This is a genomic window from Arthrobacter paludis (assembly GCF_056782315.1).
Map to the genome: position 1 here is coordinate 202,333 of NZ_JBXAEW010000004.1, position 20,007 is coordinate 222,339.

19 protein-coding genes and 1 riboswitch are annotated in these 20,007 nt (G+C 70.5%); of the genes, 7 read left to right on the top strand and 12 right to left on the bottom strand.

Annotation, left to right across the window (positions count from 1 at the left end):
- Positions 1–66: 66 nt before the first annotated feature.
- The 3 genes from AC1Q5D_RS05070 to AC1Q5D_RS05080 all read left to right on the top strand — a co-directional run bounded on the left by AC1Q5D_RS05070 (position 67) and on the right by AC1Q5D_RS05080 (position 2,966).
- Complete coding sequence (locus tag AC1Q5D_RS05070) at positions 67–993, top strand: helix-turn-helix transcriptional regulator (RefSeq protein ID WP_481737481.1); 927 nt, start codon at positions 67–69, stop codon at positions 991–993.
- A 61-nt stretch (positions 994–1,054) separates the two neighbouring features.
- Positions 1,055–2,275, top strand: coding sequence for an MFS transporter (locus tag AC1Q5D_RS05075; protein ID WP_481737482.1), 1,221 nt, complete (start codon positions 1,055–1,057; stop codon positions 2,273–2,275).
- 412 nt (positions 2,276–2,687) lie between these two features.
- Positions 2,688–2,966: a hypothetical protein gene (locus tag AC1Q5D_RS05080; protein WP_481737483.1), complete on the top strand. Its 279-nt coding sequence runs from the start codon at positions 2,688–2,690 to the stop codon at positions 2,964–2,966.
- Between the two features lie 313 nt (positions 2,967–3,279).
- Here the strand turns inward: AC1Q5D_RS05080 and AC1Q5D_RS05085 are convergent, their stop codons facing one another.
- Complete coding sequence (locus tag AC1Q5D_RS05085; RefSeq protein WP_481737484.1) at positions 3,280–4,311, bottom strand: AsnC family transcriptional regulator; 1,032 nt, start codon at positions 4,309–4,311, stop codon at positions 3,280–3,282.
- Positions 4,312–4,421: 110 nt separating this feature from the next.
- On the opposite strand from AC1Q5D_RS05085, the gene AC1Q5D_RS05090 reads away from it, so the two are divergent.
- Positions 4,422–5,693, top strand: a complete 1,272-nt coding sequence (locus AC1Q5D_RS05090) for a metal-dependent hydrolase family protein (protein WP_481737485.1) — start codon at positions 4,422–4,424, stop codon at positions 5,691–5,693.
- The gene (locus tag AC1Q5D_RS05095; RefSeq protein ID WP_481737486.1) at positions 5,690–7,300 is read left to right on the top strand and encodes an AbgT family transporter; all 1,611 of its coding nucleotides are present in this window, start codon (positions 5,690–5,692) and stop codon (positions 7,298–7,300) included. The genes AC1Q5D_RS05090 and AC1Q5D_RS05095 overlap by 4 nt, the downstream gene beginning before the upstream one ends.
- Here AC1Q5D_RS05095 and AC1Q5D_RS05100 read toward each other — a convergent pair.
- Positions 7,297–8,397, bottom strand: a complete 1,101-nt coding sequence (locus AC1Q5D_RS05100) for an NAD(P)-dependent alcohol dehydrogenase (RefSeq protein ID WP_481737487.1) — start codon at positions 8,395–8,397, stop codon at positions 7,297–7,299. The genes AC1Q5D_RS05095 and AC1Q5D_RS05100 overlap by 4 nt on opposite strands.
- Positions 8,398–8,568: 171 nt before the next feature.
- Positions 8,569–8,686: riboswitch (SAM riboswitch) on the top strand.
- Between the two features lie 49 nt (positions 8,687–8,735).
- Between AC1Q5D_RS05100 and AC1Q5D_RS05105 the strand changes: the two genes are divergently transcribed.
- Together AC1Q5D_RS05105 and AC1Q5D_RS05110 are read left to right on the top strand one after the other, a co-directional pair.
- On the top strand, positions 8,736–10,151 hold the full coding sequence (locus AC1Q5D_RS05105; protein WP_481737488.1) for an MFS transporter: 1,416 nt from the start codon (positions 8,736–8,738) through the stop codon (positions 10,149–10,151).
- 13 nt (positions 10,152–10,164) lie between these two features.
- Complete coding sequence (locus AC1Q5D_RS05110) at positions 10,165–11,556, top strand: LLM class flavin-dependent oxidoreductase (RefSeq protein ID WP_481737489.1); 1,392 nt, start codon at positions 10,165–10,167, stop codon at positions 11,554–11,556.
- A 129-nt stretch (positions 11,557–11,685) separates the two neighbouring features.
- Here the strand turns inward: AC1Q5D_RS05110 and AC1Q5D_RS05115 are convergent, their stop codons facing one another.
- From AC1Q5D_RS05115 to AC1Q5D_RS05160, 10 genes are all read right to left on the bottom strand, one after another.
- The gene (locus tag AC1Q5D_RS05115) at positions 11,686–12,480 is read right to left on the bottom strand and encodes an IclR family transcriptional regulator (RefSeq protein ID WP_481737490.1); all 795 of its coding nucleotides are present in this window, start codon (positions 12,478–12,480) and stop codon (positions 11,686–11,688) included.
- Positions 12,481–12,536: 56 nt separating this feature from the next.
- Entirely contained in the window at positions 12,537–13,286 is a 750-nt protein-coding gene (gene phtC, locus AC1Q5D_RS05120) for a 3,4-dihydroxyphthalate decarboxylase (RefSeq protein WP_481737491.1), read from the bottom strand.
- A complete protein-coding gene (locus AC1Q5D_RS05125; protein WP_481737492.1) occupies positions 13,283–14,515 on the bottom strand; it encodes an NAD(P)/FAD-dependent oxidoreductase in 1,233 nt (410 codons plus the stop codon). The genes phtC and AC1Q5D_RS05125 overlap by 4 nt, the downstream gene beginning before the upstream one ends.
- Complete coding sequence (locus tag AC1Q5D_RS05130) at positions 14,512–14,709, bottom strand: ferredoxin (protein ID WP_481737493.1); 198 nt, start codon at positions 14,707–14,709, stop codon at positions 14,512–14,514. Before AC1Q5D_RS05130 ends, AC1Q5D_RS05125 begins: the two co-directional genes overlap by 4 nt.
- Before the next feature lie 32 nt (positions 14,710–14,741).
- Positions 14,742–15,047, bottom strand: a complete 306-nt coding sequence (locus AC1Q5D_RS05135; protein ID WP_481737494.1) for a hypothetical protein — start codon at positions 15,045–15,047, stop codon at positions 14,742–14,744.
- A complete protein-coding gene (locus tag AC1Q5D_RS05140) occupies positions 15,044–15,643 on the bottom strand; it encodes a 3-phenylpropionate/cinnamic acid dioxygenase subunit beta (protein WP_481737495.1) in 600 nt (199 codons plus the stop codon). The genes AC1Q5D_RS05135 and AC1Q5D_RS05140 overlap by 4 nt, the downstream gene beginning before the upstream one ends.
- A gap of 3 nt (positions 15,644–15,646) precedes the next feature.
- Positions 15,647–17,101, bottom strand: a complete 1,455-nt coding sequence (locus tag AC1Q5D_RS05145; protein WP_481737496.1) for an aromatic ring-hydroxylating dioxygenase subunit alpha — start codon at positions 17,099–17,101, stop codon at positions 15,647–15,649.
- A 127-nt stretch (positions 17,102–17,228) separates the two neighbouring features.
- A complete protein-coding gene (locus AC1Q5D_RS05150) occupies positions 17,229–18,092 on the bottom strand; it encodes an aldo/keto reductase (RefSeq protein WP_481737497.1) in 864 nt (287 codons plus the stop codon).
- A 47-nt stretch (positions 18,093–18,139) separates the two neighbouring features.
- Positions 18,140–19,312 carry an MFS transporter gene (locus AC1Q5D_RS05155; protein WP_481737498.1) on the bottom strand — a complete coding sequence of 391 codons (1,173 nt, stop codon included), beginning with the start codon at positions 19,310–19,312 and terminating at the stop codon, positions 18,140–18,142.
- Entirely contained in the window at positions 19,299–19,955 is a 657-nt protein-coding gene (locus AC1Q5D_RS05160; RefSeq protein ID WP_481737499.1) for an N-carbamoylsarcosine amidohydrolase, read from the bottom strand. The genes AC1Q5D_RS05155 and AC1Q5D_RS05160 overlap by 14 nt, the downstream gene beginning before the upstream one ends.
- Positions 19,956–20,007 lie beyond the last annotated feature (52 nt).

A 20,007-nucleotide genomic window follows, 5' to 3' on the forward strand; every position in this document is an offset into this window, starting at 1 on the left:
ATACCCCGTCTATAGGGGTACCGGCAGGGACTCCTCCGCCGGCGGCGGCGGGCCTACCGTGGAGGCATGGACAACCGAGCCGAGGTCCGCGACTTCCTCATGACGCGCCGGGAGAAGGTGACCCCGGACGACGTCGGCCTGTCCGGCGGGACGAACCGGCGCGTCAAGGGGCTGCGGCGCAGCGAGGTCGCCATGCTCGCGGGTGTCAGCGTCGAGTACTACACCAGGCTGGAGCGCGGCACGATCAGCGGGGCGTCGCCGGAGGTGCTCGACGCCCTGGCCAGGGCGCTGCGGCTGGACGAGGCCGAACGGGCCCACCTGTTCAACCTGGCGCACGCGGCATCCCCGGTGGCACGGCCCCCGCGGGCGCGCAACGCCAAGAGCTGGGCACCGCACGCCAGCCTGCAGTGGGCCCTGGACGCGGTGACCGCCGGCCCGGCGTTCGTGCGCAACGGGCGGATGGACCTGCTCGCGGCCAGCCCGCTGGCGCGGGCGTTCTACGCCGAGCTCTACGAAGGGCCCGTCCGACCGCCGAACATCGCCCGGCACGCGTTCCTCGACGACCGGGCCCGGGACTTCTACCCCGACTGGGGTGAAACCGCGGACATCGCCGTCGCGATCCTGCGCACGGAGGCCGCCCGCGACCCGCACAACAAGGACCTGCACGACCTCATCGGGGAGCTGTCCATCCGCAGCCAGGAGTTCCGGAGCCGCTGGGGCGCCCACAACGTCCGGCACCACGGCACCGGCTCCAAGCGGTTCAACCACCCCGTCGTCGGGCCCATGACCCTGGCCTACGAGGGGATGTCCATGGAGGCCGAGCCCGGCCTGACCCTGACCATCTACACCGCCGAGCCCGGCTCGCCCACCGCCGAGCGGATGCAGCTGCTCGCGTCGTGGGCCGCGAGCGAGGGGACGACGGCGGGGCCCGCCGCGCCCCGCACCGAGAGCGCGGGACCCGCCGCGCCCCGGCCCGAGCACACCGAGTCCTGACCCCGGCCGCGGCACCGCCCGCCCGCGCCGCAACGCCTTCCCCTGCACGAGGAGTGCCCCCATGCCCGAAACCGCGGGCCCATCGCGTCTGCCCCTGGTCGTCTACGTCCTGGCGCTGGGCACGTTCCTGATGCTGACCACCGAGTTCGTGGTCGCCGGCATCCTGGCCCGGGTGGCCGCCGACCTCGGCGTGAGCGTCGCACGGGCGGGCCTGCTGATCACCGTGTTCGCGATCGGGCTGGTCGTGGGCGCGCCACTGATGGCGATGGCCACGCTGCGCCTGCCACGGCGGCTAACCCTGGTCCTCGCGCTGGTCGTCTTCGCGGCGGGCCACGTCGTCGTCGCGCTCGGGACCAGCTTTGCGGTGCTGCTCGCGGCCCGCTTCGTCACGGCCCTGGCCATCGGCGCGTTCTGGGCAGTCTCCGGGGTGGTCGCCACGCGGGCGGCCGGGCCGGGACGCTCCTCGCGAGCCCTCGGGGTCGTGGGTGCCGGCGGAATGCTGGCCGCCGTACTGGGCGTCCCGCTGGGCGCTTTCGCCAGCCAGCTGGCCGGGTGGCGCGGGACGTTCTGGGGCCTCGCCGTCCTCGGCGCGGGCGCGACGGTGCTCGTCGCACGCCACGTCCCGCACGACGGCGGCGGCCACGGGGCCGTGTCCATCCGGTCGGAGTTGAGCGCGCTGCGGTCCGGCCGGCTGTGGCTGGTCCTGGCCGCGTGCGCCACGACGACCGGCGGCGTCCTGGCCGCCTACTCCTACATCACGCCGCTGCTGGCGGGGGCCGGGGTCCCGGCCGGCGCCGTCCCGCTGGTCCTGGCCGGGTTCGGCGTCGGCTCGCTGGTGGGCACGCTCGCGGGCGGCCGGTTCGGCGACTCCCGCCCGCACCTGCTCACCCTCGTCGTGCCCGCCGCCAGCACGCTGCTGCTGGGCGGCGTCTGGCTCGCGGCCGCAGCGCCGGTCCCGCTGGCCGTCCTGATCGCGGTCCTCGGCGTCTTCGGGCTGAGCGCCAACTCCGTGCTGATCGCGCTGGCGCTGCGCTACGCCGGCCACGCCCCCACGCTGGGATCGTCGCTCACCGTCGCCGCGTTCAACGCCGGCACCGCCGCGGCCACGTGGATCGGCGGCGCGGCCCTCGGGACGGGTCTCGGGCCCGTGGGGCCTGTCGCCGTCGGCGCCGCCGTCGCCGTCCTGACGCTCGTGCCCACGGCCGTCCTGGCCGTCATGGCGCGCCGCGCCGCCGTGCCCGGGGCGGGGCAGCGCGCGGACGCGGCGGCGGCCGCGGCGTAGGAGCGGCAGGCCGACAAGGCGGAAGCCCCGGCCGTCACCCTGTGGCCGGGGCTTCCTATCCACTCGCACCTTGAGGAAGGTGTCTACGACGGTACGGGCAGGTTCTGGGCGCGACCTGTGCGCGGGGTGGAGGCCCGCTGGGTTCCGGCGTCGATCGCGGGTGCGGCCCTGCAGCCACCCCTGGGGTGGTGGGGCCCCGGCCGCTCCCGGCGACCGGGGCCCACTGTTCACTCCCACCTTTGAGGAAGGTACGAGGACGGTACGAAGCGGACCTTGGAAGGAACCTGTGGCCGGCGGTCCGCCGCCGGGGCAGGGGTCGCATCCGGCGGGAGCCGCAGGCCCGACCCGCCGCGAGCATGGCGCCGGGCGCGCCGTCGGGCGCATACTGGGTCCAATCGGGCAGGAGGCCGGCATGAGTTCCAGCGGGGGCGCGACGACGCCGATTCGGTTCGTGACGGTGGGCGGGGCCGGCGCGGACCGCCCTGCCCGGGTCTCGCTCGAGGGGCTCGCCGTGGACGCTCCCGACGGCGCAGCCGTCGATTCCGGCTCCCTTCCGGCCGGCGAGCCCGTGGCCCGGGCCTTCGACGAGGACCTAGACCGGTCGCGCTCCGGGGCCATCGGCCTGGCGCTCATGGGACCGGCCTCCTTCGAGTGCTACGTCAGCGTCGCCGAGGACATCGACGGCGACTAGCTGGTCCGCGACGGGCGCCGGCAGTGCCTCGACCGGTCCTCCAGCTGCCGCCCCGCGTCGGGCCCGCCGCCGCCCGCGCCCCGGCCCGTTACAGCGCGTGGGCGGGCCAGTGCCGCGTTGGCCACCCTGAGAAACCCAAGCGACCATGCTCCTCAGCCAACGCGGAGATCTCCGCTGAGACGAAAGCATCTTCAGGCCCGTCGAAAACCAGCCCACCGGGTCCGCTGCGCGAGGCCGCCACCGCGACAGCGCCTGCGCAGACGGTCGACCACGGCACTTCCAACCGTTCCGGTCCCTCCTACGAGCACCGCCGTTAGTAGTCCATGGGCACGACCTCGCCGAACCGCCCGTCCTCGGTCACCCTGGCTCCGTTGTACTTGAACGTCCGCATCACGATCCGCCGGTCCCGGATCGCCAGGCCCGGGAAGGCGTCCAGCAGCTGCTGTTCGACCCGCGGCAGGTCTCCCGAGTCGTTCAGCCACACGACCATGTGGATGTTGGATTCGCCGGTCACGGTGGCCATCAGGCGCAGGTCGGGGAGGCGGCCCGGCGCCTCCTCGGGGATCGCCGCCACGCGGTCCGGCTCCATGGCGCCCCACAGGATCGCCGACGTGCTGCGCCCGGACCCCAGGCGCGCGACGTCGCAGCGCACGGACACCATCCGGCCCCCGACCAGCCGCCCCACGCGGCGCGCTGCGGCGGCCGGCGAGACCCCCGCGGCGGCCGCCAGGTCCCGGAAGCTGGTCCGCCCATCGACGCTCAGCGCGCGCAGCAGGGCCCGGTTGGCGGCGTCCAGCGCGACGCCCCCGGCGGGATCCCGGGGCGCGGCCTGCCGTGCCAGCTGCGCGAGGCGCTGCCGCTGCCGTGGCTCGAGCGCACGAAAATGCCACTGGGCGGCCTCGACGATCTGACTGGTGACGGACCGGACGGCGTAGTGCATGACCCCGTCCATAGCCCCGATCGTCTCGAGCAGGAACGCCGCGAGGCCCCGGCCCCCGGCGGCCACCGTGAGGAGCAGGTGGGCGGAACCGGCGATGAATTGGATCGTCATGAGGCGCTCGTCCGGGATGAGCCGCTCCGCGACCTCGCAGACCTTCGTGTTCTCGCAAGTCAGCTCCACGAATGCGATATCGACGACGCGCCCCAGGGCGGGTGCCGGCGCGATCCCCACGCGGGCGAGTCCGGTGCCGGTCAGGCGCGACCACCGGCGGGACAGGGCCGTCGGATGCGCGCCCAACACCGCGCCGAGGTCGGCCCAGCTGGCCCGCGGCGCGATCTGCAGCGCGTTGACGAGCTCGAGGTCGCGCTCCGACAGGTCGACGCTTTCCTGCGCATGAGAATCCATAGGGGTATTTTCCTGCAAAAACAGCCGGGTGATTGTCAGGACTCTTACGGTTTTCCGTGAACATGACGCGGGCCACGACCGGATGGGCGGCCCATCACACCGGAGGATCCATGACACTTCACCCACCCCTGACCACCATCAGGAACGCCGTCCTGGTCGACGGCACCGGCGCGGCGGCCCGCCCCGGCACCGCCGTCGTCGTCTCCGGCCGCACCATCGCGTGGGTCGGCCCGGACGCCGAGCTGCCCGACTGGGCGGCCGGATCCGAGACGCTCGACGCCACCGGACTGCACCTGCTGCCGGGCTTCATCGACGCCCACGTGCACCTGACGATGCCCGCCGGGGCCCTGGGCCCGGCCGCCCTCGACAATCCTCCCGGCTTCCCCTACTACCAGGCCATCCCGCTGCTGCGGGACACGCTCCACGCCGGCGTCACCACCGCGCGCGACCTCGGGGGCCTCGACATGGCCATCGACCGGGCCGTGCGCGAGGGGATCGTCGAGGGGCCGGAGCTCGTGTACGCGCACCGTGCCCTGGGCCCGACCGGCGGGCACGGCGACTTCCGGACCTGCTGCGGATTCAACATGGGGGCCGCGCTGGCCCCCAGCGGCGACATCGGGATGCTCACCGACGGCGTCGACGCGGCGGTCCGCAACGCGCGCGAGGTCATCCGCCTGGGCGCCGGAGTCATCAAGGTCATGGCCTCCGGCGGCGTCTGGTCCCCGCGGGACACCCCGTGGCACGACGGACTCAACGTCGCGGAAATGCGGGCCATCGTCGAGGAGGCCGGAGTCCGCGGGGTCCCGGTCGCCGCGCACGCCCAGAGCGCGCGCAGCATCCGCAACGCGCTCGCGGCCGGGGTCCGCTCGATCGAGCACGCCTACGAGATCGACGCCGCCGGCATCGAGCTGATGCTCGAGACCGGCGCCTACCTGGTCCCCACCCTGTCCACCGGGCTCACCCCGCCGAATCCGGAGAAGGCCGCGGCCTACGCCGTCGAGAAGAAGCTGCGCCTCCAGGAGCGGATCCACGAGTGCGTCGGCGCGGCCATCGGCGCCGGCGTCAACGTTGCCCTGGGCACGGACGCCGGCGTCTGCCCGCACGGGACCAACCTGACCGAGCTCGGGCACCTGGTCGACTTCGGCATGGACCCCGCCGGCGCCATCCGGGCGGGCACGCTCAACGCGGCCCGGCTGCTCGGCCTGGAGGACCGCATCGGGTCCGTGGAGTCCGGCAAGGACGCGGACCTGGTGCTCACCGCCGTCGACCCCCTGGCGGACATCCACCGCCTGGCCGACCCCGCCAGCATCGCCGTCGTCATCGCCAAGGGCCGCACCGCCAAGGACACCCGCCGGGCCGCGCTCGTGGGGGCGGAGGCGTGAGCGCGCGGAACCCGCTCAAGCAGCGCGACGCCGCCCCCGACGGGCAGGTCCCCGTGGCGCACGCGGTGCCGCCGCGGAAGCCGACGCTCGGTTCGCGGCTGCTCGACGGCGTGGAGCGCGTCGGCAACCGGCTGCCCGAGCCGTTCGCGCTCTTCCTGGCCCTGTTCGGGGTCGTGGCCGCCGCGTCCACGGTCGTGTCCTGGTTCGGCGTCACCGTCTCCGTCCCCGGCAGCGACGAGACCACGCCCGTGCGCGGGCTGTTCACCGGCGAGGGCATCGCCTGGCTGATGACCACCGCCGTCGACAACTTCATCGGCTTCCCGCCCCTGGGCGTGGTGGTCACCCTGCTGCTCGCCGTCGGCGTCGCCGAGCGGACCGGCCTCCTGATGACGCTGGTCAAGAGCACCCTCGGCCGCGCCCCCGGCTGGGCCCTGCCCTACGTCATCGCCCTGGTGGCGCTGGCGGCGCACATCATGTCGGACGCGTCCCTGCTGGTCATCCCGCCGCTGGCCGCACTGGTCTTCAAGGCGGCGGGCCGGAATCCCGTGGCCGGCCTGCTCGGCTCCTACGCGATCGGCCTCGCGGCCTTCAGCTGCACGCCCTTCATCACCTCGACGGACGCCCTGCTGGCCGGCATCTCCAACGCGGCGGCGGGGCCGGTGGAGCACCTGGTGCTTCCCGTGACCCCGGTGTCCAACCTGACGCTGAACCTGGTGCTGTCCGTGGTGCTGACCATCGCCGGTGGCCTGGTCATCTCCCGGGTGCTCGAGCCGCGGCTGAACCGGATGGGCGTGGGAACGGCCCCCGTCGAGGCGGAGGCGGGGGAGGAGACGACCGAGGTGACCGCCGCGGAGCGCTCCGCGCTGCGCTGGGCCGGCCTGGCCCTGCTGGCCGTCGCCGCGGGGGTGCTCGCGCTGTCCCTGCCGGCCGGGGCCCCGCTGCGCAACGGGGACGGAGGCTTCCTTCCCGAGTCGCCGCTGCTCTCCTCCGTCGTCTTCCTCGTCTTCACCGTGCTGATCGTCCCGTCGATCGCCTACGGGGTGCGCCTGAAGAAGATCACCGGCACGCAGTCGGTGGTCGAGATGATGGGCCAGTCCGTCAGGGACGCCGCATCGTTCATCGTCGTCGCGTTCATCCTGGCGCAGTTCCTGGCCCTGTTCTCCTGGAGCGGGCTGGCGTCGTGGGTCGCCGTCAACGGGGCGCGCCTGCTGGAGGACGCCGACTTCACGGGCTACGGGGCCATCGTGGCGTTCGTCGTCGTCGTCTCAATCCTGAACCTGGTCATCGCGTCCGGATCCTCGCTGTGGACGCTCATGGCCGCGGTGTTCATCCCGATGTTCGGGCTGATCGGGTACGAGGCCGGCTTCGTCCAGGCCGTGTTCCGGGTGGGCGACTCCGCCACGCAGGCCCTGACCCCGCTCAACCCGTACCTGGTGATCATCCTCGCGTACCTGCGCCGGTACGAGCCGGACGCGGGCCTGGGCTCGCTGATCGGGCGGATGCTGCCGTTCACCGCCGTGTTCTGGGTGCTCTGGCTCGGCGTCCTCACGGTCTTCTTCCTCACCGGGACCGGCACCGGGCCCGGGATGGACATCTACACCGGCTAGAACACCACCACGGGCTTCAGTGTCGCCCCGCTGGCGCTGTCCTCGAACGCCCTGTTGATCTCGGCGACGGGATACTGCTTCACGAGCCGGTCGAACGGGAAGAGGCCGGCCCGGTGCAGGCCGATCAGCCGGGGGATGAACAGCGGCGGGTTGGAGTCGCCCTCGATGACCATGCTGATCGTCTGCCCGGAGAGCAGCTGGGTGCCGACGTCGATGGTCGCCTCGGTGCCGAGCGCGCTCGCGCCGACCAGGGCGGCGTGCCCGAGCGTGCCCATCGAGTCGGTCATGGTGCGGAAGACGGCGGCGACGCCGGTGGTGTCCACGGCGTACTGCGCCCCGCCGCCGGTGGCCTCCCGGATCTGGTCGATCTGGTCGTCGGCGCGCCCGTCGACGGTGTGGGTGGCGCCGAGCTCCTTGGCCAGTTCCAGCCGGGAGGGGACGACGTCGACGGCGACGATGGTGGTCGCGTTGGCGACGCGGGCGGCCATGACCGCGGCGAGCCCGACGGCGCCGGCGCCGAAGACGACGACGTTGGACCCGGCCTCCGGCCGGAGCACGTTCAGGACCGCGCCGGCGCCGGTCTGGATGCCGCAGCCCAGCGGGCCGAGCAGCTCGAGCGGGGCGTCGTCGTCGACCTTCACCACGCTGCGGCGGGCGACGTTCGCGGCCGAGGCGAACGCGGACTGGCCGAAGAAGTGCGAGGAGACGGGGGCGCCGCCGTCGCGCGAGAACGCAGCCGTCCCGTCGGCGCGGCGGCCGGCGAAGTTGTGGTCGTAGAACGCGGCGCAGTAGGCGGGGTGCCCGTCGCGGCAGAACCGGCAGGCGCCGCAGCTGTTGAAGCTGAGCACCACCTTGTCCCCGGGGGCGAGGTCCGCGACCCCGTCGCCGACCGCCTCGACGGTGCCCGCGCCCTCGTGGCCCAGGACGGCGGGCAGGGGAGTGGGGTACCACTGGTCGCGGACGATCGCGTCCGTGTGGCAGACCCCGCAGGCGGCGAGGCGCACCCGCACCTCGCCGGGTCGGGGGTCGTCGAGTTCGAGTTCGGCGAGCTCGAACGGGGCCTTCGGGGCGGTGGCGAGGGCGGCGGTGACCTGCATGGTGGGCTCCTTGCGCTTCGGGATGTGGTGCGGCCCACCCTAGGCGGCTGCGCCGCGGAGGCGAAGGGTGTGTCGCCGCCTGGCCGGGCCAAGCGCGGCGCTGGCCGCCCATGACCGTTCATGACGTCCCCGGGTGCGGCCCGGGCGCGTGCCCGGATACGCTTTGGGAGGAATCACGAGCGCCAACGCTGCAGAACCCTGGTTCGTTGGCCGGCAACCCTCCGACCCGTGTGGGGTGCCCCAGGTGATGATTCGGCCCGCGCCACCCGGTGGCGGGCAAGACCGGTAGCGCCCGCCCTCCCGGGGCCCGGGCGCGCCCCGAGCCGAACGAGGTCCGCATGTCCGCACCCCCGTCCGCCCCGCCCGTCCGCGTCCGCGACAAGCGCCGCGTGCTCCTCAGCGCGTTCGTCGGCACCACCATCGAGTGGTACGACTTCTATCTCTACGGCACGGCCGCCGCGCTGATCTTCAACGTCCAGTTCTTCCCGCAGGCCAGCGAAGTCGCCGGAATCATCGCGTCCTTCGCGACCCTCGCCGTCGGCTTCCTGGCCCGCCCGCTCGGCGGGATCGTCGCCGGCCGGCTCGGCGACCGGATCGGCCGCAAGGCCCTCCTCGTGGCGTCGCTGCTGCTCATGGGCCTGTCCTCGACGCTGATCGGGCTGCTGCCCACGTTCGCGTCCATCGGCTGGTACGCCGTCGTCGGCCTCGTGCTGCTGCGCCTGCTGCAGGGCCTGTCCACGGGCGCCGAGTGGGGCGGCTCCGCCCTGCTCTCCGTGGAGCACGCGCCCCGCACCCTGCGCGGCTTCTTCGGCTCGTTCACGCAGGTCGGCTCCTCGGCCGGGATGCTCCTGGCGACCGGCGCGTTCTTCGTCACGCAGAACGCCCTGACCGCGGAGCAGTTCGAGTCCTTCGGCTGGCGCATCCCGTTCCTGGCCTCCGCGGTGCTCGTCGCCGTCGGCCTGTGGATCCGCCTCGGGGTGGAGGACGCCCCCGAGTTCCAGGCCCTCAAGGCCAGCGGCGAGACCGCGCGCACGCCGGTCCGCGACGTCGTGCTCCACCACCGCCGCGCCCTGCTGGTGACCATCGGCCTGCGCCTGGCCCAGCCGGCGCTGTTCTCCACGATCACCGTCTACATGCTCACCTACCTCAAGGACGTGCGGGAGAACTCGACGGCCGGCGTCGTCGCCGTGATGGTCGCCAGCGCCATCGGCCTGGCCTCGGGCCCGCTGTGGGGCCTGGCCTCCGACCGGTTCGGCCGGCGCCGCATCGCCGTCGCCGCCGCGGTGGGCATCGGCGTGTTCGTGTGGCCGTTCTTCGCCTTCCTCGGGGCCGGCCCGCTGGCCCTGTTGCCGCTGGTCGTCATCCTCGGCCTGAACGTCCTTCACGACGCGATCTACGGGCCGCAGGCCGCCTGGTTCGCCGAGCAGTTCCCGCTGCGCGTGCGCTACACCGGGGTGTCCATGGGCTACCAGCTCGGCACGGTGGTGTCCGGCGGGCTGACCCCCGTGATCGCCGCGTCCCTGTTCGCCGCCGGCGGCCGGACCCCGTGGCTGGTCTGCGGATACCTCACGCTGCTGGCCGGGCTGTCCCTGGCCGCCGCGCTGGCCGCGAAGGACCCGGCCCAGGCGGCCCGCAGCCGCGAGCGCGCCGGCCTGGGCGCCCACGACGAGTTCGCCGACGGGCCGATCACGGGCGACGGCGGCGTCGCCGTCGCCGTCCCGGCCGGCGCCCCCGAGCCCACCCCCGCGAAGTAGGAGGAACCCGCCCATGCCCCGGCCGCTGCTGCTGAACGCGTTCGAGATGATGGTGCCCGTCCACCAGTCCCCGGGGCTGTGGCGGCACCCGGACTCCGGCGCGGCCGGGTTCGAGCGGCTGGACTACTGGGTGGACCTGGCCCGGGCCCTGGAGGACGGCGGGTTCGACGGGCTGTTCCTCGCGGACGTGCCCGGCCTGTACGACGTGTACGGCGGCGGGCCGGACGCTGCCATCCGCTCCGGAGTCCAGTACCCGCTGCTGGACCCCGTCGTCCCGGTGTCGGCGATGGCGGCCGCGACGCGCCGGCTCGGCTTCGGCATCACCGCGTCCGTCACCTACGAGGCCCCGTACCTGCTGGCCCGGCGGTTCGCGACCTTGGACCACATGACCGGCGGGCGGGTCGCGTGGAACATCGTCACGAGCTACCAGGACTCGGCCGCCCGCAACCTGGGCCTGGCCGGGCAGATCCCGCACGACGAGCGCTACGACCGGGCCGACGAGTTCATGGACGTCGTGTACAAGCTGTGGGAGGGGTCCTTCGAGCCCGGCGCCGTCCGCGCCGACGCGGAGGCCGGCGTGTTCACGGACCCGGGGAAGGTGCACGCGATCGGCCACGAGGGCCGGTACTTCTCCGTCCCCGGCCACGCCCTGGCCCAGCCCGGGCCGCAGGGCACGCCCCTGCTCTTCCAGGCCGGGGCGTCCGCGCGCGGGCAGCGGTTCGCCGTGGACCACGCCGAGGCGATCTTCTTCTCCGGCTCCTCCCCGGCCCTGGTCCGGCGCTGGGTGGACGGGGTCCGAAGCGAGCTCGAGGCGCGCGGCCGGTCAGGGGACGCCATCAGGGTCTTCGCCATGGCCACGGTCGTCGTCGCGGAGACCGACGCGGCCGCGGCCGCCAGGCTCGAGGACTACCGCCGGTACGTGGACCTCGAGGGCGCGCTGGCGCTCTTCGCCGGCTGGACCGGCGTCGACCTCTCCGGTGCCGACCCGGACGCCCCGCTCGAGTACGCCCAGACCGAGGGCAACCAGTCCGCGCTCGCCGCGTTCACCAAGCTCGACCCGGGCCGCCGGTGGACCGTGCGCGAGCTCGCCGAGTTCATCGCGATCGGGGGGCGGGGACCCGTCATCGCCGGGTCCCCGGCTACCGTCGCCGACGAGCTCGAGCGCTGGCGGGACGAGTCCGGGATCGACGGGTTCAACCTCTCGTCCGCGGTCCGCCCGGCGGACCTGATCGAGTTCGCGCGCCTGGCCTCCCCGGAACTGCGCCGCCGCGGCCTCCTGCCGGAGACGGACGCCGGGGCCGCGGGCGCGACGCTGCGGGAGCGGTTCTTCGGCGCCGGCCCGAAGCTGGCCGCGGACCACCGCGGGGCCGGGCACCGACGGGGGGCGGCGGTTCCGGGGCGCTGAGGGGCACGGGTCCCCGGCTGGACGGGGGGACGACGGGGGCGCGGCGTACCCCGCGGGACGAAGTGCCCCGTGGACGTCCGGCGGGGGTATCTAATCCCAGGTGGCCGTGGGCGTCCCTGCAGGGAGGGACTAGACCAACAACGCCCGGATTTCCTCCTTCGCCGCCCGGACCAGCACCCCCAATTCGGCCCTGAGATCATCGGTCATGCGGTGGGCCGGCACGGACACGTTAATGCCGTAGGTCTTGCCGCTCGGGCTGGTGATGGCGCCAGCCACTGACATGACCCCGTCCTCACTCTCCTCTCGGCTCGTCGAGTAGCCGACGTCGCGGATCTCCTCCAGGGCGGCGACCAGGGCAGTCCGAGAGGTGATGGAGCCCTTGGTGAGTCCCGGAAGTTCCTCCTGCGGATACAACGTCTGGAGCTGTTCGTCCGAGAGCAGGCTGAGCATCGCCTTGCCCGTCGCGGTGCAGTTGGCGGCGATTCTCGCACCCTGGCGGGATGCGACACGGACCGCACGCCGGCTTTCGATGGCCTCGAGGAAGTGGGTCTCCGTGCCGTCGAGTTCGGCAAAGTGCACGGTTTCCCGGGTCGCCTCGAAGAGGCGTTCCATGACCGGTCGAATGAGCGTTCCGATGTCGACGTGGCGTCGGATCGCAACGGCGATCGAACTGAGGGCCTGGCCGGGTTCGTATGCCTTGGTCTCCGGGTTTTGCCGCACGAAGCCGCGGTAGAGGAGCATCCCCATCAGTCGGTGCGCCGTCGACGAAGCCACGCCGAGGTACTTGCTGGCATCGGTGAGCCGAATGCTGGGACGGCTCTCGAACAGCAAGAGCAGGCGCAGGGCGTTGTCGACGGACTCGATGGGGTACTGCGGCGGGGAGGTGCCGAACCGCGAGGCGTCCTTCGTCTCTGAAGAGGGCATGGCATTCATGGTACTGAGCCGCCATTCCGTCGTCGCGCCAGCTGACACATCCGTGGTCAAGACCGTTCACCCAGGCGCGCCAATTCGTGCTTCCACGCGGTTCCGGTGTTGAACGCGCCGCCGAGATCGGGCAACTCGGCCATGTCGGCGTCAGGCAGGTCGACAAGGCTTCCGCCGGCAGAGGCAACCTGTAGGGCCAGTCCCGCGAGGCCGTCCACGCTGATGGCCTGCAAGACCGCTTGCTCGACTGTGGGAGCCGCGCTTGTGAGACCATGGCCGCGCAGGACGACAACCGGCCTCGACCCCATGGCATCGGCCATCTCCGCGGCGAGTCGCCGTTCTCGGATAAGCACTCCGCGTGGGTAGACGGGCACCCCGCCGGCTGCGAGCCGCGTTCCGGGGATATCATAGGCACCCACGATAGGCCGCACCCTCAGTCCGGCCAGGTCGGCTGCGACGACCTTAGGCGGATGGGCGTGGACGACGGCCTGGGCGTCCGGACGGCGCCGGAGGACCTCGGTGTGCAACGGAAGTTCGTTGGGCACCGCATACCCTCCGTCCAGCTCCCCGGGGGCAGCGGGGGCGCCCTCGAAATCGACCAGGCGGATATCCTCGGCTTGCGTGTAGGCCAGGCCGCGCTCATGCGGACCGCGGCAACGCACGAGCAGCGCGTCGTCGGAGACGCGCAGGCTAATGTGCCCCAGGATGCCGTCGGCGAGTCCCCGGCCGGCGAGGACACGGCAGGCGAGGGCGATGCCTGCCCTTTCGACGGAGTGGGTCCCGGGGAGAGTGCTGTCGCTCGTCACGGCGTTCCCGTCGGTTGCGGCTGGAGTTGCGGCTCGAGCTTGTCTCGCAGTTCCTTGACCGTGGCGCCCCTGGCCATACCTAGCCGGCAGGCGATGAGGGCCTTGGGCCAGTTCACGATTGCCGCGCCGATCAGCTTGACGCCATCGGTTGTGTACAGTGCGACGAACTGCCCGTGGACCTGGGGGTGCCCAATGATCACGTGGTCGACATTGCCCCCGACGCGTCCCACGACCTGGATCTTCCAATCGTGCTGGTCGCTCCAGACGTACTCAATGGGCGCGTAGGCCCGGGGCGCCTCAGGGTGGGTGATGTTGTGGGCCACGCATGCAGCCTGCTCGACCGCGTTGGTCCAGTGTTCGATCCTGACGTCCTCGCCGTGTTGGGGGTGGCGCCATCGTGCCACGTCGCCGACCGCATAGACGTTGGGTGCGTCCAGGGCCTGGCAGTACTCGTTGAGGACCACACCGTTTTCGACCAGCAGGCCGGAGGCCTGGAGCCACGCATCGTTGGGGAGGACTCCGATTCCGACCAGCACGGTGGCCGCCTCTAGGCGTTGGCCGTCGGTCAGGTGCAGGGTGAAACCGCCCTGCTCGCCTTCGATGCTCTCGACGCCGGTGCCGAACATCGTGCGGACACCGTTGTCGCGATGCAGGTCGCCGAACCATTGCCCGATCTCGGAATTGAAGATCCGGCTCATCGGCACGGGGACGGGGTCGATGATTGTGACATCCAGCCCGAGGCCCCGTGCCGTTGCCGCTGCTTCCGCCCCGATGAATCCGGCCCCGATGACGGCGAGGTCGCCTCCACCGAGAAGGTCCGCGCGCAGTGAGCGTGCGTCATCCAGGGTCCGCAGGACGTGGATTCCGGGTCGGCGTCCCCAGGGGGAGGGGCGGGGGCTGGCTCCGGTGGCGATCACGAGGTGGTCGTACTGGAGGGGGGCTTGGCCGTCAAGGTCCAGCCGGTTCTCGGCGACGTCGATGCCGAGCGCGCGGTGTCCTAGGACCAGCTGGATTCCCTCGTTCTCCGCCTGTTCCCGGGTGAGGAGACGGATGGATTCCTCCGTGGCGGTGCCGGCGAGGACGGCTTTCGACAGGGGGGGCTTGTCGTACGGGAGTGCACTCTCCTCGCCGACGAGGACGATTTCTCCCTCGTATCCCTCCGAGCGAAGCGCCTGTGCTGTCCGCACTCCTGCGATGGAGGAGCCTACGACGATGGTCCGCTCGCTCATTCGTCCTCCACCGTCAGGGCAGAGACGGGACAACTGCGGGCGGCTTCGACCACGCGGGCCCGGTCCTCTTCTGCCACCTGGGCCTTGAGAACGACGACGAGGCCGTCATCGTCGAGATCGAAGTAATCGGTTGCTCCGACCACGCAGTTGGCGTACCCCTGACAGGCTTCCAGGTCGGCTTTGACAACAGCCACGATATTGCTCCTTTAAATTGAGTGGACTACTGCTATTCGTCTTCGGTGACGAGCGGGCCGAAGGGATGCCCGATCATCGCGGAGAACGTGGCAGGTCCCTGCCAGGTCAGCGATTCGAGCTCCAGGGGACACAGGGTGACCCACTGCCCGGAGCGCGGGGATTTGATCATCAGGCGCGATCCGTTGCGCGTCTCGACCCTGACGACCTCGACCTCGGCAAACTCGTTCGCGATCGTGATGGGGGGGCCGTTGGTGTGCTCCTCGAGTCGGTCGCGTTCCTCCGCCGCCCGGATGGCTGCGAGGTGGTCCTCTTCCTCTCCTTCCCATGCGAGTTTCATAGGAAGATCGCCAGGTTCTGCATGCGGATGACCGATTCATCGACAAGGATCGTGCGCCGCGCCAGTTCCCACCCCGTCCCCGTGCGGCGGAGGAGGTCCTCGCGTCCTGCGGAGACGGTCGCCGCTTCCCCCACGTCGCCGCGGCTGCGGAAGAGCAGGACCGCGGAGTCGACGATGATCTCGTTGGCGTTGTCCGTGCGGAAGGTGCGCACGTTGGTGATGTAGTGCCTCAGCCGGGAGGGGGGGTCCTCGGTCCAGGCGTGTTCGGTGGCAAAACGGGCGACCCGGCGACTGAGGGAGTACTTGTTCTCGTCCCAGTGCGACATGCCGGGGGAGGTGCTGTAACCGGCGCCCAGCGCCGTCGTGACCCGGACGGGCATGATGTAGTGGACGTCCTCGGCTATCCGGGACAGCCACGTGTCGTACTCCTGCGCGTCCAAGAGGTAGGCCTCGTCGACCAGCCAGCGGTGCGCTTCAAGGTGCAGTTCGTCGTTGAAGGGCAGGGAGTCCCCGGTCCTTTGGGTGCGGGGAGCGTGCGCGGCCAGTGGCGACTGCTCCGACAGCGTGCGTGCTTCGCGCGGTGTTTCAACGCTCATGGCTTAGCCCTCCTGGTAGGCGTGGTCTGCGGATACTGCTGCTCCGGCAGGACGACCGGGCTCGTGTTCGGCAGCCGGCGGGGCTTGGATCGCGTCGCTGCCAACGTGCACCTGCCCTGCTGCCTTGACCGGCTGCTCGAGGTGGTTGGCCCAGCGGATCAACATCTCGCGCTGGTTGTATTCGCTGTAGCCGACGCGGGTCGAACCGGGGCCCGAGTACTCTTCCGGCGTCAGCGGCTCGACCACGTTCCGGCCGTCCTCGAGGACGCCCATCCGGCTGTTGAGCAGGAGGCGCCGCGCCATGGAGCCGGCCGCTGTGTTCGTCAGGGAAACCCAGTTCTCGACATCGTCCTGCTCGAACATCCCGCCGCTGCCGAAGCACATGAGATAGGCCTTGTAGGAAAGAGCCTTGTACTCCTCCGAGGCGTTCTTGTCGACGGCGAACCAGGAGAGGATCTCCGTTTCGTTTTCGCTGACCGGTTGCCACAAGCGGAGGGAGATGAAGGGCAGGACCTCGTCGGATCCCTCTTCAACACGGGGCCAGTTGTGCACGAAGCTCATGTTGGGGAAAAGGGACGCGGCGGAGATCATGAACCCGTCCTTGCCCACCACGTCGAGCTGCTGCTGGCTCCACTGCTCCTTCATTCGGGCGATCATTTCGTCCGGGTAGCCCACGTAGCGCAGCCGGTCCTCGAGGCTCCCCTCCGGAAGCTTGTACGTCGTTCCGCCGCCGTTGCCCGCCCAGTAGGTGGTTCCGTCCTTACGCTTCTCCGCCTTGGGCTCGCGGAACAACCCGATCTCCACGACCGATGTGTGGGTCTGGGGCGTGTGGTACATGTCGCCGGCGAAATTCTCGGAGCCGATCTTCCAATTGGCCTTGACTCGCCAGCGCTGGGGGCCGCGCAACTCGATTCCGTCTGCGCTCTGCCGCGTGTAGTAGTCGAGGTAGAACTTGAAGTCCCCGAGGAAGTCCTCCAGCGGTTCGACGTCCGGGTCCATGCTGATGAAGATCAGGCCGTTGTAGGTGCCCAGGGCAGGCGCGGGCAGTAGCGTCTGGCCCTTTTTCTTGAACCCCTCCTCCCCGCCGTAGGCCTCCTTATGGAACGGAAGGCCGACGATGCGCCCGTCGTTGCGGTAGGACCAGCCGTGATACGGGCACCGGAAATGCGAGGCGTTTCCCATTTCCGCCCGACAGACCTGCATGCCGCGGTGCAGGCACATGTTGAACAAGGCCCGGATCTGCCCCTTCTCGTCGCGGGAAATGATGAAGGAGTCCTCGAGCACCCTGCGCACGACGTAGTCGCCGGCCTCCGGGATCTCGGACTCGTGGGCGACGAAGAGCCAGGTGCGGCTGAAGAGCCGCTCCTTCTCCAGCTCGAAGATCTCCTTGTCGTTGTAGATGTGGGCGGGGATCATGCCGCGCCGAACGTCCTCGAGGACGCCGCTGTGGTCTGCCATGGGGAGGAACTCCTTGTTCAATGAACTTCGTCTGCAGAGCAGAGGACTTCTCTTATGTGAAGAGAATCCCCTATTTTGTGATCCACGTCAATCCCCTTGGGTCTTCTGGGGATCCCGATAGGAGGCGTCAGTGTCCGTTCTCGGGATCGTCGGAGTCGCGGGCTGCAGCTTCGCCACGGTCCAGGGTGGCCAGCGCGGCCATTGCTTCGGCGCTGAGGCTGAAATCGAAGACGGAGAGGTTTTCCTCGAGCCACTCGCTCTTGGCGGCCTGTGGAATGGGCACCACTCCCTGCTGGATGTGCCACCGCAGCAGGACCTGGGCCGGAGTCCGGTCCGACTCCTGCGCGATTCTGGTCACCACGGGGTGGTCGCGCAGGCCCGACGCGCGGCCAATTGGGCTCCAGGCCTCCGTGAGGATGCCCAACCGGGCATGCGTGTCCCGGGCTTGGTGGCGTGCCAGGTCGGCGCTGAGTTGGATCTGGTTGACGTCTGGGACGACTCCCGTCGCGTCGATGATCCTGTCCAGGTGGCTGGGTTTGAAATTCGAGACGCCGATGGCCTTGACGCGTCCCTCGTCGAGTAGCTTGACGAGGCCCTTCCATGCCTCCGTGTAGCGGTCCAGCGCGGGGACGGGCCAGTGGCACATGAACATGTCGAGGTAGTCGAGGCCGAGTTCGCGCAGGCTCCGGTCGTAGGCCCGTTGGACACCGTCAACGCTGTGGGATTCCTTGTTGAACTTGCTGGAAACGAAGAGCTCCTCGCGTGGGACTCCTGCTGTTCGTATTCCGCGGCCCACGGCGGCCTCGTTGCTGTACTGGAAGGCGGTGTCGATCAACCGGTAGCCGCCGCGCACGGCGAGCCGTACGACGGCTTCGCATTCGTCTTCAAGGAGGGGCCATGTGCCCAACCCCAAGTGCGGAATGGTGTGTCCGTGGAGCAGCTCCAATCTCGGAGCCGTGGCGGGGTGGTCGCCGAGATGTGTTTCGGTCATGGTCGGCCTTTCTTCAGTGGTTTTTGCCTGCGTCGAGGACGGTTCGGCTATCGCATGTCCCGGGTGCGGCGTTGTCTTTCCCTCCAAGGGCTGGCTGCAGGCGTCGAGAGGAGTAGGCCCGCGACCAGTAGCGCGACGGGCACGGGCACGAGGGCGACTAGGCCCGCCATTCCGACGGGTGTCAGGAACAAGGCGGCCGAGCGGAGAACCCCGGTCAGGGCCAGGGCGTCGCCACGCTCCTCCGGATGCACTCTTTCCGCTGCGATCGCCGGACCGATGGTTTGCAGCACGCCGGCGCCGATCCCGGAGAGGGCCAGGGCGGTGAGTGAGATGTGTGTGAGGCCCGCAAAGGGGCCCACGGCGGCCAAGCCGACTCCGAGTGGCAGCATTCCGGCGGCCATGGCCGCCCTGGTGCCGCGGCCGTGGATCCATCCGCTGGCGGCGCTGCCCGCCAGAACGGTCGCATTGGCAACGGAGAGCAGGAGACCGATGACCGCCGCGGGTTGTCCGGCCAACGACAGGGCGACCGGGACGTAGGAGTCCAACAGGCTCTTCCAGGCGCCCGCTCCCGTGTTCATCCAGCAGGCGGCGAGCATTCCCGGACGGCGCCAAAGTCGCACGTGTGCGTCTCCAGCCCCTGAGGGCGTCGGTTTGCCGGAGAACGGGGGATGTCGCTCCAGCAGCACGGTTGGAACGACGGCGAGCGTGCCCGCCGCAGCGGCCACCAGAAGCGGCAACTGGATGGAGGTCCCCCAGAGCCAGCCGGCGACGGCCGGACCCAGGAGCGCCCCCAGCCCACCCGAGAGATTGACGTCCCGGAGTCCGCTGACGGCCGAGTCCGAGGAGCGGACAGCGTGCGTCTGGCTGCTTGTCCAAAAGAACGCGCGAGCCGCTCCCTGGACCACTTGGGCGGTGATGAAGACCCACAATGCCGCGGATAGGGACAGGAGGATGCATGATGCCGCGATCAGAGCTCCCGAGACGGCAAGCAACGACCTGTCGGGGAACCTCCGCAGCAGGGCTCCCATACCGAGACGTGTTCCAAGTTGGGCAACAGCGGCGGCCGCCACGAGCAGTCCGATGTCGCTGGGACTGAAGCCGGCGTCCACTCCCCGCAGCGGGACGACCACGGATAGCGTGCCCAGTGCGAATCCGAAGAGAACGACGGACAGGGCGAGCAGCCGCCGTTGCCTGCGTTGAGAAGGCCTAGTCGTGGACATGCTGGAGGTAGGCGCTTGCGTCCTCCAGGCTCACGACGTCGCCGTACTTGCTGTCAATATCGAAGAGGCTGGCAAGGTGCGGCAGTTCGGCGCGGTCCCCGACGCCTTCCTCGACGACAATGGTGTGGAACCCGTAGGAACATGCATCGACGGCGGTGGCACGGATGCACCCGCTGGTCGTGCAACCGACCAGGACGACCGTATCGATGCCTCGGGAAAGCAGGCGGCTGGCGAGATCGGTGCCGAAGAAGCAGGACGCGTACTTCTTGACCAGCAGCATCTCATCCGTGCGACGCCCGAGCCGCTCGTCTAGTTCCACCCACTCGCTGCCCTCCACGAGCCAGTTGTTGGAGGGGATCTTCCGGATCCACTTGCCGGCTTCCTGGAGATCGGCGTCGTAGGCGACCGTGGAGAAGATCACCGGCGCGCCGGCCTCGCGCGCGAGAGAGAGCAACCTTTGCGTGGCCTGCATTTGAGTGTCGAGTTCTCCGGCCAGGGGAGACCTCTCGTCGGTGAATCCGCGGATCAGGTCAACGACCACTAGGGCCGGCCGTTGTCCAAACCCCATTCGTCCGCCCAATCCCTTGGCGCGGAATTCCGCTCGAAGCCGTTCGTATTCCTGAATTGCGGCCGTGCTGGACATGTTGGCACTCCTGCTGTCTGGGTCTGATGGTTCGGTCCACGATTGGGCATCG

What these genes read in the sequence shown, in the direction of transcription:
- AC1Q5D_RS05070 (WP_481737481.1), top strand. Translation starts at nt 67, where the DNA reads ATGGACAACCGAGCCGAGGTCCGCGACTTCCTCATGACGCGCCGGGAG.
- AC1Q5D_RS05075 (WP_481737482.1), top strand. Translation starts at nt 1,055, where the DNA reads ATGCCCGAAACCGCGGGCCCATCGCGTCTGCCCCTGGTCGTCTACGTC.
- AC1Q5D_RS05080 (WP_481737483.1), top strand. Translation starts at nt 2,688, where the DNA reads ATGAGTTCCAGCGGGGGCGCGACGACGCCGATTCGGTTCGTGACGGTG.
- AC1Q5D_RS05085 (WP_481737484.1), bottom strand. Translation starts at nt 4,311, where the DNA reads ATGGATTCTCATGCGCAGGAAAGCGTCGACCTGTCGGAGCGCGACCTC.
- AC1Q5D_RS05090 (WP_481737485.1), top strand. Translation starts at nt 4,422, where the DNA reads ATGACACTTCACCCACCCCTGACCACCATCAGGAACGCCGTCCTGGTC.
- AC1Q5D_RS05100 (WP_481737487.1), bottom strand. Translation starts at nt 8,397, where the DNA reads ATGCAGGTCACCGCCGCCCTCGCCACCGCCCCGAAGGCCCCGTTCGAG.
- AC1Q5D_RS05105 (WP_481737488.1), top strand. Translation starts at nt 8,736, where the DNA reads ATGTCCGCACCCCCGTCCGCCCCGCCCGTCCGCGTCCGCGACAAGCGC.
- AC1Q5D_RS05110 (WP_481737489.1), top strand. Translation starts at nt 10,165, where the DNA reads ATGCCCCGGCCGCTGCTGCTGAACGCGTTCGAGATGATGGTGCCCGTC.
- AC1Q5D_RS05115 (WP_481737490.1), bottom strand. Translation starts at nt 12,480, where the DNA reads ATGCCCTCTTCAGAGACGAAGGACGCCTCGCGGTTCGGCACCTCCCCG.
- AC1Q5D_RS05125 (WP_481737492.1), bottom strand. Translation starts at nt 14,515, where the DNA reads ATGAGCGAGCGGACCATCGTCGTAGGCTCCTCCATCGCAGGAGTGCGG.
- AC1Q5D_RS05135 (WP_481737494.1), bottom strand. Translation starts at nt 15,047, where the DNA reads ATGAAACTCGCATGGGAAGGAGAGGAAGAGGACCACCTCGCAGCCATC.
- AC1Q5D_RS05140 (WP_481737495.1), bottom strand. Translation starts at nt 15,643, where the DNA reads ATGAGCGTTGAAACACCGCGCGAAGCACGCACGCTGTCGGAGCAGTCG.
- AC1Q5D_RS05145 (WP_481737496.1), bottom strand. Translation starts at nt 17,101, where the DNA reads ATGGCAGACCACAGCGGCGTCCTCGAGGACGTTCGGCGCGGCATGATC.
- AC1Q5D_RS05150 (WP_481737497.1), bottom strand. Translation starts at nt 18,092, where the DNA reads ATGACCGAAACACATCTCGGCGACCACCCCGCCACGGCTCCGAGATTG.
- AC1Q5D_RS05155 (WP_481737498.1), bottom strand. Translation starts at nt 19,312, where the DNA reads ATGTCCACGACTAGGCCTTCTCAACGCAGGCAACGGCGGCTGCTCGCC.
- AC1Q5D_RS05160 (WP_481737499.1), bottom strand. Translation starts at nt 19,955, where the DNA reads ATGTCCAGCACGGCCGCAATTCAGGAATACGAACGGCTTCGAGCGGAA.